Genomic DNA, 14,721 nt, shown 5'->3' on the forward strand with positions numbered 1-14,721 from the left:
AAAGGATACAATGGCACAATGAAATGAACATGCGAACACTTTTTGCTATCGTGTCATTGTCCCCTTCGTGCCCTAATAACCCAAAAAGCCTTCTCAGCGGCCTTTGTGACCTTACATTAAAAATGAAATCTTTGTGAAACTCAGTGGGCTTAGTGCCATTGTGGTGAAAAATAGTGCCTCTGTCCCCTTTGTGCCAGTTATTTAAAAAAGCCGTAATCTACTTTACCTTGGGCATCAGCTTGCTAACGGCATCGAAGGCGTCCACATCGGGCACCTTCGAGTCCACCCACTTCGTCAGCGACTCTTTCTTGAGCTTCGCCTTCTTCATGATCTGGGTCTTGATGGACTCGACGTCGCCCTTCGTGAGCCCGAAGTAATCGCAAAACGCCTCGGTCGTCGTGAGCTCGTACGAACGCCCGACGCGCTTCTTCTCGATAAGGTCCTTTTCCAGGAGCATGGCCACGTGATCGTAGGCGGCCTGGCCCCGGATGTCCACCAGGTCTGACTGCTGGATGGGCTGGTAATAGGCGATGACCGATAACGTGCGCAGCGCGGGGGCCCGGAGCTCGCCCGGCGAAAAGCCCACAACGCGCTCGGCGTACTCCGGCCTGAGCTGCATGGCGTATTTTCCCTCAAGCCTCACGATCTCCAGAGGCGAGTTACGCTCACGATACTCCTCCATGAGCTTCTGCGCCAGCGAATTGATGTAGGTGCTCGACCGGTTCAGCAGGCTTTTCAATTGCTGCTCGCTCACGGGCTTACCGGCCGAAAACAGCGCGGCCTCCATCAGGCTCTTCTCATCCATTCGGCACAGACCTCCTGATGAAAATATCCTCGAACAATATCTCCTGCGTGAGCATAACGTACTTGCGGTTCGCCAAAAACAGCAGGGGCAGGTACACGTCCACGATGCCGTGGGGCGTGGGGTCCTTGATTAATTCGGAGAACATGACGAAGTCCCGGTAGGCGAACTCCCGGTCCAGCGCGCTGGTCATCTCCAGGATGCTCGCCTCGATGTCCTCGTTGTGGGCGATGCCCAGCACTTCCTCGATGGTCTTCCTGGGCGGCTTCTCGATCTTCAGGGCCTTCCTCATGTGCGAAGCGTCCTTCGTGGCCACGGCCCGCTGCAGCTCGGTGATTAGCTCCTGCAGGGTGACGGGGCGGGCGACGGCGTTCCGCTGCCGGGGCTCCAGCATCGGGTAGTCCTCGGGCTCCAGGTCGAAGTCAGGCCCGAAGGCGTAATCGTCATCGGGCTCGGGCGGCGGGGCGTTGACCAGCACGTCGGACTTCATGCGCAATAAGATGGAAGCGTACAGCAGCGTCCTGGCCGAGGCGGGGAGGTCGACCTTTTCCCTCTCCACGATCCTGGCCAGGAAACGGTCGGTGACGTCGATGATGTCGATGTTCCACGGGTCGATCTCGCCCGACCTGGCCATCTCCAGCAGTATCTCGATGGACTCTTCCTGGTGCTGCGCCGGCGCCTCAGTCTGCACGGAGCTTCACCCCCGTGATGCTCGAGATGTTATTTTCCTGCATGGCGATGCCGATGGTGCGGTTGGCCGACTCGATCATGGGCTTCCTCAGGGAGACGACTATGAACTGCGCATTCGTGGATAATTTCTTTATCATTCTTGCGACTCTTTCAGCGTTGGCGCCGTCCAGGAACATGTCGATCTCGTCGAACGCGTAGAACGGCGCTGGCTTGTAGCGCTGGATGGCAAATATGAAAGCTAAAGCAGTAAGGCTCTTTTCTCCTCCCGACATGGCTTCCAGCCGATACAACGACTTGCCGTAGGGCTGGGCGCGGATGGTCAGGCCGCCGGAGAACGGGTCCTCCGGGCTCTCCAGGACCAGCTCGCCGAACCCGTCGGACAGCTCGTTGAAAATCACCTTGAACTGCTCGTTGATGGCGTTGAACGTAGTGAGGAACGTCTCCATCTTCATGGTCTTATAGTGCTCGATCTTCTCCAGGATGTTCTCTCTTTCCTTTTGCAGCGTGTCCCTCTTGCCCGTGAGCTCGGCCAGCCTGGCCTGGACGCCGTCGTACTCCGTGATGGAGAGCATGTTGACCGGCTCCAGCGCCTGCATCTTCTTTTCGAGCTGGGATATGCTGGCCCGGACCTTATCGACCGGCGGCACGTCCTCGGACGGCATAACGCCCCGCTCCTGCACCACCTTCTCGAACACCTTGATCTTGTCCAGGCTCTCCTCTCTCGCTATTTCGAGCGAGTTGAGCATGCCCGTGAGCCTTTCCAGTGAGCGGCGGGCGTCGTACAGGTCGTGATCGGCCGCCGTCAGGGCGTCGGACATCTCGTCGCGCTGCTTTTTCATCCCGGCGAGCTCCGACTCGATGGCCTTCTCGCGTTTCGTGAGATCCTCGATCTTCCCGTTGAACTCGCCGATGGCCGCCTCGTTCTGCGAGATCTTCTCCCTCAGCGAGGCGATGTTCTCGTCGACCTTCTCGCCCCTGCCCTTGTTCTCCTCGACGCGGGCCCTCACGTAGTTCTGTTCAATTTTTAATGACGCGATGGCCGATTCCGTGTCCCTGAGCCGCCCGTCGAGGCGCTTCATCTCATCCTCGATGCGCCCCGACTCTTCCGTAAGGGCGGGTACCTCGGAGCCCTTTAGCTCCTCTTCGAGCTTGCCGGCTTCGGCGCCGATCGTGGTGATCTCGCTGTCCGCCTTCGATATGGCCTCCTCGGCGGCTATGAGCTCGTCCCTGAGCTTCCTGCGGTCTTCCCGGAGAGACTCGATAGAGGCCTCCTTCTCCTTGATAACGGCTTCCAGCCGGGTAAGACGCCCGGCCAGCTCCTCCTTACGGGCCGTGAGCTTCGAGGCCTGCGTCTCCATGTCCGACCGGTCCTTCTTGAGGCCGTAGATGTGGCCGTCGATGGACTCGACCTTCTTGAGGACTGAGTCGCGGCTCGACTCCAGTATCGTGATCTGCTCGGCTAATTCCTTGATGTGTTCCTCTTCGGAGGCCTTGAACTTGAGCTTCGTGCGGGAGCGGTAGCCGCCGGTCATGGCGCCGCTCTTCTCGACGAGATCGCCGTCCAGCGTGACCATCCTGCCGGTGCCGATGAGGCGGCGGGCGGTCTCCAGCGTGTCCACGACCAGGGTGTCGCCGAACACGTACCAGAAGGCCGGGTCGAACCTCCCGTCGAACTGTACGAGGTTAATGGCATAGTCGATGACGCCAGGCTCCCTGATATTGCGCAGCTGGACCCGCTGGCGCATCTTGTTGAGCGGCAGGAACGTGGCCGTGCCCTTCCGCTGGCCTTTTAAGTAGTAAATGCACCGGGCGGCGTCCTCGTCGTTGTCCACCACGATGTTCTGCATGCGATTGCCCGCAGCCACTTCGAGCGCGGTCGCATACTCCTGGTCGACCTTGCCTAATTCGGCGATGGTGCCGTAGATGCCCGGTAATTCGTGCGAGTTCCGGGCGCCGATGATGGTCCCGACGGCCTCGCTGTACCCGTCCAGGTCCTCGTAAGCCCTGACCCTGGCCTCGGCCTTCGCGAACTCTTCCTGCAGCTTGCGCAGCTTCTCCTCGATGCCGTGCTGCTCTGCCCTCGTCCTCGACCGGGCCCCTTCCATGTCGTTGATGTCGGCCGTCAGGGCCTGGCTGCGGCGCTGCAGCTCGGCAACGTCCTTCTCCAGGTTCTTCGACTCGACCCGGGCCTCCTCGATGCGGCTCCGGCTCGATGTAATTTCAGTCGAGGCGTCCTGCTCCTCGTCCTGCTTGCGGCGGGCCGCGTCCAGGATACGGTCCTTTTCACGTAATTTCTCGTTCCGCAGATTCCGGGAGGCCTCCAGGGCCGCCTTCACCTCGACGAGCCGGGTCCGCACGCCGATGAACTTCTCGTCGATGGCCGATATTTTCTTCTGCACCTCGTCCAGGCTGGCCTGGCGGAAGTTCAGCTCGTTAGTGAGGCTAAGCTTGCGCTTCTCCTCTTCGGCGATCTTGCCGTCGTACTCCTCGATCTGGCCCTTCGCCTTTTCCGTCTCCAGGAAGAGCTTTTGCTTCTCCGAGTCTCTGTTCGCGATCTCGGACTTCGAGAAATCGATGATGCTGATGCAGGCCTTGATCCCGGCGCGGGCCTCCTCGATCTGCCTGCGGATGAGTATCTGCTCGCCCTCGCCCTTTTCCGTTATGGTGGCGTTGAGCGCCTTGATGTCGTCCTTGAGCTTTTGTACGGCCGCGCTTTTCTTCTCAACGTCTGCCGTTATCGCGGCCCTCTTATCGGTCTTGTCCCTGATGTCCTCGAGCAGAGAATCGAGCAGCTGCTGAGCTTCCTTCAGCTCGGACAAAACAAGATAACCTTCGTTCTTGACCTTCTCGTCCCTGTACGACTGGTACAGGAGCGCGTGGTCGCGCTCGTCCTTTAGCTGGGCGAGGCGGGCCTCGACTTCGGAAATAATTATGGCGACCCGGTCGATCCGGTCACGTACGATATCCAGCTCTGACAATGCTTTGTCGGTCTTTTCGTCAAACTCCGCCGTGCCGGCGATCTCGTCGATCATCTTGCGGCGCTCGAAGTTACTCACCTCGATGATGCGCGTAACGTCCCCCTGCATTACCACGTTATAGCCGTCGGGGGATATTTTCGCCTTCAAGAGGTGCTCGTGGATCTCCGAGAGGGAGACGGGCTTCTCGTTAAAGTAATAGTATGAGTAGTAGCCGCTGTCGCTGGACTTGATGCGTCTCGTTATCGTGACCTCGTCCTGGTCGATGGGCATCTCCCGGTCCGTGTTATCGAACCGGATGGTGACGTCCGCGGACCCGGGGCTCTTGCCGTTCACGCTGTAGATGAGGTCCGTCAGCTTTTCGGCCCTCATAGAGCGGGAGTTCGACAGGCCCAGGCAAAAGAGTATGCTATCGATGACGTTGCTTTTACCGGAGCCGTTGGGGCCGCTGATGGTGGTAAAGTCGTCAAAGAAGGGTATTTTGGCCTTACGGCCGAACGATTTGAAATTGTTAAGCTCGATCTCTTTGATGTGCATAACTGCGGGAGGCTGCCGAGTTTATACTCGCTACGAGTTCTTACTCAGGTGAAAGAACCTGGTAACGTCGCTCTGGTTATGGCCGTCTTCCTTAATATCCTTCTGGTCGGCCGATGCCGCGAACCTGTCGAAGGGCTGCTGATCCGGGGGAACTCCGGGCTGGGACAGGTCATCTTCGGGATACCCTTCCTCGGCCGCGCTCGCCATGTTCATTAACATGGTGCTTATCGCGCCTTCGAGTGCGCCCACTTTTTTCATCACTTCGGACAGCGTGACCTGGGTCTCCTTGACCTCCATCTCGAGGTGGTCGACCCGTTCGGCGAGGGCCTTCACGTCGCCGCCGCTGTTCAGTTCCTTCTTCAGAGAGCGGATCTGGTCGTCCTTCTCTTTCAGCCTCTGCTCTAATCGCTCGAGCACAATCTCCTTCATATCCCCTTCCATTGTAAACCCTTAGTTGATTAAAACGAAGTTAAAATATATATCTGTTGCTCTAAGCGGAAAATAAGTGGACGTCAGGCTTTGAAACTCTTCGTCCACTCCGGCGTCTCGGGCGCCTGGCCGTTCTTGAGCATGTCCTGCCATTTCGGGTCAGTGAGCCGGTCGCTCATGGGCCACTTGAACTCGTAATAGGCGAATGCGGCTCCCTTCGCTACGACCACTTTGCCCTCGACGGGCACGGCCGCGTAGATGTGGTACGGGTTGCCGACGCCCTCTTCGAGGACCTGCTCCGTGTTAACGTCCGTGTGCACGTCGGCCACGATGGCCATCCTCTCGTCCGTATCGTTGGTGATGGCGTCCTTGACTTCGGGCGGGAAGGTGGTGATGTTTTCGAGTGTGGCGCCGACGTACCTTATTGTGGAGTATTCGTCGTCCGACAGCGTTGTGCCGGTAAGCTCCTTTTCGGATATGGCCTTCAGGGACGTGAGGAGGTCCTTGAGACGGGTCAGGCGGTCGCCGAACACGTCTAGCAGCAGGTCCCGGGACTTGAGCCCGTCGATGGTCATCCCCGCCAGCGACGAGAGGCGCCCGTACAGCTCGGGGTTCGGCTCCACGTAGCCCTTCGGCGGCTCATGCGTCGGCATGATACCCGTGGCCCGCATCGTATAGCTCTGCTTGGCATACAGTATCGTGTCGTGCCTCAACTCGGTCCAGCTTCCCAGCGACGTATTCAGCTCTTTATCGGTCCACGCCTGGCTCTTCATGAACGTCGGGTACCCATCGCCCTTCTCATTCAACAAAGGCATCAGGCAGTAGAGCCAGCACCAGTAGAGGTTCTGGGTCCACGCGTCGGCCCCCAGGGCGGCGAACTGTCTCTTGAGGGACTCCATTTGCTTCACGTAATTGGAATAGCGGGTCTCGTTGTAGACCCTGTCAAGTATCTCGTAGGCCCGCTTCGAGCCCAGCACGGCCATGACGTCCAGCCCCATCGGGAAAAGCCGGGGCTGGCCCTGCGTGCCCACCTTTGCGTATACGAGTTCCTGGAACATGTAAGAGTCCGGGATGAAGCGCTGGCCCATGAACCGTAAGCCCTTGATAGAATCCATGCCGCTCTCGTCGTAATCCGTATCGTTCAGCTCCGTGGACACGATCTTCGGCTCCTTCAGCTTCAGCGCCTTATCCATGAGCGCCTGGAGCTTCGCATCGTCGGCCAGGTCGGCCAGCCCGACGCTAATACCGTAAACTTCCTTGATGAGCGTATTGTAGTCATACACAGAAAGGTCGTCGGTCTCGCCGACGAAGAACACGGTGGGCTCGTAGACGCTCTTCCACAGGTCGAAAGCCTGGTTCTTTAATGCGAGTGTGATGAGGATGGCACGGCGGGTCTGCTCCTTTGCCGCCTCGGGGTCGTCCTTGTTCTCGAGGCGGAACGACATGCGGCCGTACCACATCATGGCCTTGAAATATTTCTTCAGGGTCTCGTTACGGTCGTAGTGGCCCCGGGGCAGGTACTGGCTGTAGTCTTCCTTGTAGCCGAAGATGGGCGAGCCCGCGAAGCCTTCATGGCCGCTGATCAGGGATAGCTCGTCCTCTACCATCCCGCTCACGGCCGAGGGGAGCGAGGGCGACTCGCCCAGCAGCTTAAGCGCTACGGCGAAGAACGCCGTGTTCTTGAGGGCGGCCACCTTGACAGTGCCAGTCGCAGCGTCCATCTGCGCTATCGACTCATTCATCATCAGCTTCGAGAGCTCGATGACGTCCGGGCTGAAGTGCTGTACCTCCAGCATGCGCAGGATGTAGTCGAACAAAATGTGATACGTGTGGAGCACCGAGTCGGTGGTCACGAACGCCGGGAGCCCGGCCTCGCTCAGGCTCTTGTAGACGTCGTAGACCTGGGCATCCATGGACGGCGTAAGGTAGAACAAATTTTTTGCGAGGGCGCTCTTCCCGGCGTCGCTGACGCCGAGCTCATCCAGGCCAGTGAGCTTCGAAACGTCGACAGAGTAGTCTTTCAGGGCTGGCGTCACCGTCGACGGCAGCGGCACGAACTGGGCGAACTTCGCCTGGGTCCTGCCCGTGACCGTGTACATGATGTTGCCCGTCGGGCGTATCGAAGGATTATCGTTCAGCGAGCTGCCCACGCAGCCCAGGACGCCGGAGCCCAACGCCAGCGCTCCCGCCGCGCCCATCGCCTTCAGAAAGGCGCGCCTGTTGATGCCTGAAAGACCATCGCTCATGATAGTAATTCTGGTGGTCGAGATAAAATATGTTGCCTTGACTACGGCCGGGTTCGTAATTATTATGGCGGGGCTTGCATCCACGTGAAACCAACAGGTTTTTATCTTCTCTCCTTCACTCTAATGTGGATGCGAACGATAGACTGGAGCGACGAGAAGGGCTGTATAACAATAATAGACCAGACGGCCCTGCCCTCGAAGCTTGTTTTGCTTGACATTGATCACGTTAATGTGCTTCATGAGGCCATCCTGAAGCTCCGGGTACGAGGAGCCCCGGCGCTGGGCGCAGCCGGGGGCTTCGGCGTGGCATTGCTGGCCCGCAGCATCAGGGCTAACGACTTTAAAGATTATATTAAAAAGCTGACAGAGGGTGCCGAAAGCCTGAAAAAGGTAAGGCCCACGGCCGTGAACCTTTCATGGGGCGTCGACCGGGTGCTGGCTGCGGCGCTTACCGGCAAGGACCGGGCGGAAGTAGAATCCACGGCCCTGCGGGAGGCGAAGGCGCTTGCTGACGAGGACGTGGCGCAGTGCCGGGCCATCGGCGAGCACGGCGCTAAATTACTGGAAAGCAGCGACACGGTCATGACCCATTGTAACGCCGGCCGCCTCGCCTGCGTCGACTGGGGCACAGCTCTTGGTGTCATTCGATCTGCAGTCGAGCAGGGAAAAGACATCAAAGTAATTTCCTGCGAAACGAGGCCCCTCAACCAGGGCAGCCGCATCACGTGCTTCGAGCTCATGGATGACCGCATCCCGGTCACGCTCATTACCGATAGCATGGCGGGCCACTTCATGCGCGCGGGCAAAATCCAAAAAGTCATCGTGGGCGCCGACCGCATCGTCGAGGACGCCGTATTCAACAAGATCGGTACTTACTCGCACTCCGTGCTGGCGAAGGCCCACGGCATACCGTTCTACGTGGCCGCCCCGCTTTCCACCTTCGACTTCACCCGCAGGGAAAAGGACGTCATCATAGAAGAGCGAGACCCCGAAGAGCTGAGGCGCTGGAACGCCACACAGATCGCCCCGGCGGGCGTGCCCGTCTACAACCCGGCGTTCGACGCCACGCCGATGCAAAACGTCACGGCCATCATCACCGAGCAAGGCATCCTGGAGCCGCCGATATCATTTGCCCGGCTTAAGAAAAGTTCAAGCCAAAAACCGTACATAAGGGATAGAACTAAGGGAGTCCAGGATGGCATATAGGTACAATTCCCAGGAAATGAAAGGGGCCATGGAGGCCGTCATCGATAAGATCGAGCAGGGCTGCGAGCTCAAGGAATACTTCATATCGGGCCTGCAGCACGTCTACAGGGTGGACGGCCAGTACTTGCTTGTCCTGCGATACAGCAAGAACAAGGACGGCCACTTCTACTTCTCCATCCCGCAGGAATTCCTGTATAACCCTACTATCAAGCATTTAGTTCTCGTCTGCGAGAAGCCGGATAACGCCATCGTCCTGCCGGCGTCGCAGATCGCCGACCTTCTCGAGGACATCGAGCCCGGCGAGAAGGGCTGGACTTTAGACGTTTACGATAAGGAAGGATGGGAGCTCAAGATCGCCAGGACCGAGAAGGTCCTGTACGTCGATAATTACGTGAACGAGTACGAGCTCATCTATTCCCGGAGCGCCATGTCGACGGGCAAGACGGCGCTGAACTTATTCTGCAAGGACAAGCCCGGCGTGCTCCGGGACGTGGCCGGAATGGTCGCAAAGCACGGCGGCAACATCACCTATACTCAGCAGTTCATCGTCGATAAGGGCGATAGGGAGGGCCAGTCCAATGTCTACATGGAGGTCGAGAACGTCAAGGACATCGACGACCTCGTCAAGGCTCTCGAAAAGCTCTCCTTGGTGCAGGAAGTCACGCTCCACCCGCCCCTGGACCGTATCTATGGGTCGCGTGTCATCATCATCGGCGGCGGCGCGCAGGTCGCCCAGGTCGCCGTGGGCGCCATCAACGAGGCGGACCGGCACAACATCCGGGGCGAGCGCATCAGCGTCGATACCATCCCCCTGGTGGGCGAGGACACGCTGGCCGACGCCGTGGAAGCAGTGAAGCGCCTCCACCGTGCCCAGATCCTGGTCCTTGCGGGCTCCATCATGGGCGGCAGCATATCCGAAGAGATCAAGAAGCTCCACCGCGAGGGCATCCCTGTCATCTCGCTGAACATGGCCGGTAGCGTTCCCGACTATGCCGACCTCGTGGTTACCGACCCCATCCAGGCGGGGACGTTCGCGGTCATGCACGTCGCCAAGACCGCCGTGTTCGACATCGACCGGGTCCGCGGGAAAAAGTTTTGATCCCGTTTTTTATCCGGCCGAATGCATTCGATGTCAGGCATATATATAATTAAAAAATTATATTATATTATGCACGACGAGGTAAGCGTAATTTCTCCCCAGGGCATCCTGTCCATAGGCATGCCCGCTCCCGATTTCGAGGCCGTGACCACGCATGGCAAGATCAAGCTATCCCAGTATAAGGGCAAATGGGTGGTGCTATTCTCCCACCCATCGGATTTTACGCCCGTATGCACGACGGAGTTCATCGCGTTCGCCGAACGCTACGAGGACTTTAAAAAGCGGAACGTGGAGATCATCGGCCTCAGCATCGACAGCGTCTACTCCCACATCGCGTGGGCTCGCAGCATCCAGGAAAAGACGGGCTGCCGCATACCGTTCCCCATCATCGCGGACCTGGACATGCGCGTCGCGAAGGCGTTCAACATGATCCACCCGGCGATGAGCGAAACGTCGGCCGTTCGCGCGGTATTTTTCATCGACCCTAACCGTATCCTGAGGGCGATGGTCTATTACCCGCAGACGACCGGAAGGAACATGGACGAGCTCCTGCGGATCGTCGACTCGCTGCAGATCGTGGATAAGGAGAAGGTGGCGACCCCGGCCAACTGGAGGCCCGGCGACGCGGTCATCGTTCCCGCCCCGAACACCCAGGAGGGCGCGGAGAAGAGGCTTAACGAAGGATATGAGTGTATGGACTGGTACCTCTGTAAAAAGAAGCTTTAATTCGTCGGCTTATTTTACTTTTTTTTAACCTTGTGACGTTTTTCGGATAACAGCTATAGCAGCCCGGACAAGCCCCAGCTGGAGCGCAGCAACGGCCCCCATGAATATGAGGACGTCGGTGGTCCCGGGGCCGGGCGCCGGGGCCTCCTGGAATGGCCCGACGAAGGCGAAGGTGCCGTCGCCGCTGGATATCGTCTCGTAAATGACGCTCTCGTTGGACCTGATCGCCTTGCAGGCCAGCCGGGTCACGCCCCCATCACCATACCGGTAGGCAGAGACGTTGTCGCCGGCATAGGGGGCTTTCATGCGAACGATGATGTAGCTTATGGATTCACCGTTCACATCGAGCATGAGCTTCACCTTGCCCGTCTGGCCGCTCTTTGTCGCCTCGTCCGATACGGCCTTTTTAATCGTCCCGTTATTCGATATGGAAATATGATAAGTTGGCCTGTCCGGCCACACATTCAGGTATAGCACCGCCCCGGCCGCGGCGTCTCCGTCAGCCAATGCTACCGTGTCCAGCTCCACATCCGTGACCTGGCCGTAGAACCGTGTCCCGTCGCTCGTCAGGTCCCCGGTCATGAGGGCCATACTGGCAGCAGGCCCCGATGTGCCATTTATCGCCAGCATCAGCGTGTTGTTCCTGAACAGGGCACCGGTGCTCGTGTCCTGGAAGAAAGCGAGCCTGGCGCCTGCCGGCGAGTTCGTCGGCACGCTTACATAGGCATTATTACCGACTTTGAATATCTCGACGGGGCCCCATATATCGACTACATTATTAGCCGAATCGCGAGCCTTTGTCCCGTTAATGATAAACGACGAAGGCAGGGTCATGTCGAGTAAGCTTTGGCCCAGGGCGGGTGCTATGGCCAAAGCTAAAATAAATAAAACAATGACCGATCTAGTAGCGTACGCAGGGCCGGCTGGCACAATATAGACAAAACCGGGCGGATACTTAGAATTAATATACCGTTATAGCGATAAAGAGAAAATTAAAAAGCGGGCCTTTATGCCCGGGCCTCTCTTGCGCCTGGCGCGGGCTTTTTTGCTCCGGGGGTATAGTCATGGAAAGCATTGACTTCGTTCTCCAGCGTAAGATACCAGCCCCAGGCCTCGCCTTGCTCGATTATCGGCTGGACCCATCCCGGCACCGTCTCTGCACGGGCCCAATCGCGCTGCAGCTCGCATCCCACGCCGTTCCAGGTCGTCAGATGCCCGCCGGCCTGAGATATGCGGTCCAGGGCAGCCCTATGCGATTCAATCGACGTGCCTCCCAGCGCGTCGATCACGGGATAGACATCAAATCCGTCCTTGATCGCGTCGAGCGCGGGGAATAGCAGGCAGGCTTCCGTCCACAGCGCGGCCATGATGAGCTTCTTACGGCCGGTCGCCTTTACAGCATTCAGGACCGCCTCGTCTTCCCACGAGTTGATGGTCGTCCTGTCATACGATCGGACATCGGGGATAACGCTACGCAATTGCGGGATCGTGTCAGGGTTCGTGCCATTCGTCACGTTGACCGTCGTAAGGATGATCGGCAGGCCAAAATTCTTCGCGATCTTCGTGAGCGCGACCACGTTGTTGATCATCTGCTGCCTGTCCATCGATTTCGTAGTGAAAATTTGTGGCGGCTGATAGTCGATGATGACCAGCACAGAATTCTTAGGCGTAAGGAGGTGATCCTCCTCCTGGTTTCGTATAGGTAAAGACGTCATGGTATCCTCCATTAGGTGATTGACCGTGTAAAATTACACGCCCATTTACGTCTATTTAGCATTTTTAAATAACAAATTGCGTAAAGCAGCGTAAGGCCGATATTGAGCTTTAAAGAAATCGAAAAATAAAAAAGATGAGGAATGTAAGGTCGTAACCTTACATGCCCATGTCGCCCATGTCGCCCATGCCGGGAGGCATGCCGCCGGGGCCGCCACGGCCGCCAGACAGCTTGCTCGCGGCGATGACGTCGTCGATCCTCAGGATCATGACGGCCGCCTCGGAGGCGCCGCTGATTGCCTGGGTCTTGACGCGGAGAGGCTCGACAACTCCTTCCTTCTTCATGTCCACGGCTTCGCCGGTGAACACGTTGATGCCGAAGTTCTTGCCGTCCTTGTTCTTGCCCTCGTGCTTGCTCCTCAGGTCGACCAGCGTGTCGATCGGGTCCAGGCCCGCGTTCTCGGCGAGAGTCCTGGGGATGATCTCCATGGATTCAGCGAATGCCTCGATGGCAAGCTGTTCCCTGCCGCCGACGGTGGACGCGAACTCCTTAAGGCGCAGTGCCAGCTCGACTTCAGTGGAGCCGCCGCCAGCGACGTACTTCTTGTCCTCGACGACGACGCCGACAACCCTAAGCGCATCGTGCACGGCCCTCTCGAGCTCGTCGACGACGTGCTCAGTTCCGCCCTTGAGTATCAGGCTGACCGCCTTCGGGTCCTTGCACTGCTCGACGAAGATCATGTTCTCGTCGCCGATCTTGCGTTCCTCTACGAGGCCCGCGACGCCGAGGTCGTCCTTCGCTAATTCGTCGATGCTGTTGCTGACCTTGGCGCCCGTCGCCTTGGCGAGCTTCTTGAGATCGGACTCTTTTACTCTCCGGGCTGCCATGATGCCGTTCTTGGCCAGGTAGTGCTGGACGAGGTCGTCAACGCCCTTCTGGCAGAACACGACGTTCGCGCCGGTGGCCTTGATCTTGTCGACCATGGTCTTCAGCATCTTCTCTTCCTGGTCCAGGAAGCTCTGGAGCTGGTCCGGGCTGGTGATCTCGATCTTTGCGTCGATCTCGGTCTTCTCGATCTCTAATGGCGTATCAAGTAACGCGATCTTCGCGTTCTTTACAGTCTTCGGCATGTTCGGGTGGATCCTTTCCTTGTCGATGACCAGGCCCTGGATAAGCTCGGAGTCGCCGATGGTGCCGCCGACCTTCTTCTCGACCTTGATATCGTCGACGTCGACCTTGCCGTCCTCGTCAACGACTGCCTTGATAGACCTGACGCACAGGTCCGCGAGCTTCTCGCCCGCGGCCTCGGCGCCCTTGCCGGACATCGCCGTGATGGCGAACTTCTTGAGCAGGCCCTCGTCCTTGAGGGTGACCGGGTAAGCCAGCGAGTCGAGGATCTCCCTCGCCTTTGACGCCGCTTCCCTGTAGCCCGCCGCGATGACGGTCGGGTGGACGTCCTGGTCGAGCAGGTTCTCGGACCTCTTCAGTAATTCGCCGGCTAATACGACCGCGGTCGTCGTGCCGTCGCCCACTTCATCGTCCTGGGTCTTGGCGATCTCGACGATCATCTTCGCCGCCGGGTGCTCGATGTCCATTTCCTTTAATATAGTGACTCCATCGTTCGTTATGACGACGTCGCCGAGCGAGTCTACGAGCATCTTGTCCATGCCCTTCGGACCCAGAGTGGTCCTGACCGCCTCAGCCACGGCCCTCGCGGCCATGAGGTTCATGCCCTGAGCGTCGCGGCCCCTTGTCCTGCTGGAGCCTTCCTTCAGAATTATAATCGGTTGGCCTCCTTGAGTTTGCTGTGCCAATTCAAAACCTCCTTACTAATAGTACAATTGGGAATTTCAGGTATTATGTGGTTACACTTCTATATATATTTTGCGTTTTTTGCCCAAATATTGCATATCATTTTATTTTTATAATCACCTTATGCATGGCTCGTTTTTCGTACCGGCCGCTATTCGACCGTTACGTGGAGAATAAATTCCGGAGAAGGCTTTGACCAGGGCCTTATGAGATTGAAAATAAGCTCGCATTCGCCCGTTCCCGCCGCAGTGAATAGCCAGTACCGCTCCCCGAGGCCGTTATACTTTGCCGGCCCCTTCTCGACATAGATGTCCTCGATGAAGCGCAGGCAGGGGCAGCTTCCCTCCACGAGACTCCACATGTAGCCCGAGACCTGGCTCTCGGGCAGGCGGACTTCCAGCACGTCCCTTAAACTGAGCCCGATATGCTTACCATTATCCGTAAAAGTCGCGCGCATCCATAATACAGTAGCATAAAAGTTCTTA

Annotated in this window: 12 protein-coding genes; 3 read left to right on the forward strand and 9 right to left on the reverse strand. The window is 58.0% G+C overall.

What is annotated here, in order from left to right; genetic code table 11:
- Positions 1-217 precede the first annotated feature (217 nt).
- From scpB to MCP_RS03210, 5 genes are all read right to left on the reverse strand, one after another.
- Complete coding sequence (gene scpB / locus MCP_RS03190) at positions 218-805, reverse strand: SMC-Scp complex subunit ScpB (RefSeq protein WP_012899378.1); 588 nt, start codon at positions 803-805, stop codon at positions 218-220.
- Entirely contained in the window at positions 798-1,493 is a 696-nt protein-coding gene (locus MCP_RS03195) for a segregation/condensation protein A (RefSeq protein WP_012899379.1), read from the reverse strand. The genes scpB and MCP_RS03195 overlap by 8 nt, the downstream gene beginning before the upstream one ends.
- Complete coding sequence (gene smc, locus MCP_RS03200) at positions 1,483-5,004, reverse strand: chromosome segregation protein SMC (RefSeq protein WP_012899380.1); 3,522 nt, start codon at positions 5,002-5,004, stop codon at positions 1,483-1,485. The genes MCP_RS03195 and smc overlap by 11 nt, the downstream gene beginning before the upstream one ends.
- A gap of 30 nt (positions 5,005-5,034) precedes the next feature.
- Positions 5,035-5,433, reverse strand: coding sequence for a hypothetical protein (locus tag MCP_RS03205; RefSeq protein WP_231845150.1), 399 nt, complete (start codon positions 5,431-5,433; stop codon positions 5,035-5,037).
- A gap of 83 nt (positions 5,434-5,516) precedes the next feature.
- The gene (locus tag MCP_RS03210) at positions 5,517-7,679 is read right to left on the reverse strand and encodes a DUF3160 domain-containing protein (protein ID WP_231845151.1); all 2,163 of its coding nucleotides are present in this window, start codon (positions 7,677-7,679) and stop codon (positions 5,517-5,519) included.
- Between the two features lie 123 nt (positions 7,680-7,802).
- Here MCP_RS03210 and MCP_RS03215 point away from each other — a divergent pair, with 123 nt between their 5' ends.
- The 3 genes from MCP_RS03215 (at position 7,803) to MCP_RS03225 (ending at position 10,710) form a co-directional block, all read left to right on the forward strand.
- The gene (locus MCP_RS03215; RefSeq protein ID WP_012899383.1) at positions 7,803-8,885 is read left to right on the forward strand and encodes an S-methyl-5-thioribose-1-phosphate isomerase; all 1,083 of its coding nucleotides are present in this window, start codon (positions 7,803-7,805) and stop codon (positions 8,883-8,885) included.
- Positions 8,875-9,984, forward strand: coding sequence for a DUF5612 domain-containing protein (locus MCP_RS03220; protein ID WP_012899384.1), 1,110 nt, complete (start codon positions 8,875-8,877; stop codon positions 9,982-9,984). Before MCP_RS03215 ends, MCP_RS03220 begins: the two co-directional genes overlap by 11 nt.
- Positions 9,985-10,053: 69 nt before the next feature.
- Entirely contained in the window at positions 10,054-10,710 is a 657-nt protein-coding gene (locus MCP_RS03225) for a peroxiredoxin (protein ID WP_012899385.1), read from the forward strand.
- 24 nt (positions 10,711-10,734) lie between these two features.
- On the opposite strand, the gene MCP_RS03230 is transcribed toward MCP_RS03225, so the two are convergent.
- The 4 genes from MCP_RS03230 to MCP_RS03245 form a co-directional block, all read right to left on the reverse strand.
- The gene (locus tag MCP_RS03230) at positions 10,735-11,583 is read right to left on the reverse strand and encodes a hypothetical protein (protein ID WP_128859912.1); all 849 of its coding nucleotides are present in this window, start codon (positions 11,581-11,583) and stop codon (positions 10,735-10,737) included.
- Positions 11,584-11,717: 134 nt separating this feature from the next.
- Positions 11,718-12,425: a hydrolase gene (locus MCP_RS03235; RefSeq protein WP_012899387.1), complete on the reverse strand. Its 708-nt coding sequence runs from the start codon at positions 12,423-12,425 to the stop codon at positions 11,718-11,720.
- Between the two features lie 157 nt (positions 12,426-12,582).
- Positions 12,583-14,238, reverse strand: coding sequence for a thermosome subunit alpha (thsA, locus tag MCP_RS03240; RefSeq protein WP_012899388.1), 1,656 nt, complete (start codon positions 14,236-14,238; stop codon positions 12,583-12,585).
- 149 nt (positions 14,239-14,387) lie between these two features.
- Complete coding sequence (locus MCP_RS03245; protein ID WP_128859913.1) at positions 14,388-14,693, reverse strand: protease inhibitor I42 family protein; 306 nt, start codon at positions 14,691-14,693, stop codon at positions 14,388-14,390.
- Positions 14,694-14,721: the final 28 nt, after the last annotated feature.

The sequence above is a fragment of the Methanocella paludicola SANAE genome, from assembly GCF_000011005.1.
GTDB classification, from domain to species: Archaea; Halobacteriota; Methanocellia; order Methanocellales; family Methanocellaceae; genus Methanocella; species Methanocella paludicola.

Excerpts from the sequence above, each read along its gene's own strand:
- scpB (WP_012899378.1), bottom strand. The coding sequence starts at position 805 with ATGGATGAGAAGAGCCTGATGGAGGCCGCGCTGTTTTCGGCCGGTAAG.
- smc (WP_012899380.1), bottom strand. The coding sequence starts at position 5,004 with ATGCACATCAAAGAGATCGAGCTTAACAATTTCAAATCGTTCGGCCGT.
- MCP_RS03205 (WP_231845150.1), bottom strand. The coding sequence starts at position 5,433 with ATGAAGGAGATTGTGCTCGAGCGATTAGAGCAGAGGCTGAAAGAGAAG.
- MCP_RS03210 (WP_231845151.1), bottom strand. The coding sequence starts at position 7,679 with ATGAGCGATGGTCTTTCAGGCATCAACAGGCGCGCCTTTCTGAAGGCG.
- MCP_RS03215 (WP_012899383.1), top strand. The coding sequence starts at position 7,803 with ATGTGGATGCGAACGATAGACTGGAGCGACGAGAAGGGCTGTATAACA.
- MCP_RS03220 (WP_012899384.1), top strand. The coding sequence starts at position 8,875 with ATGGCATATAGGTACAATTCCCAGGAAATGAAAGGGGCCATGGAGGCC.
- MCP_RS03225 (WP_012899385.1), top strand. The coding sequence starts at position 10,054 with ATGCACGACGAGGTAAGCGTAATTTCTCCCCAGGGCATCCTGTCCATA.
- MCP_RS03235 (WP_012899387.1), bottom strand. The coding sequence starts at position 12,425 with ATGACGTCTTTACCTATACGAAACCAGGAGGAGGATCACCTCCTTACG.
- MCP_RS03245 (WP_128859913.1), bottom strand. The coding sequence starts at position 14,693 with ATGCGCGCGACTTTTACGGATAATGGTAAGCATATCGGGCTCAGTTTA.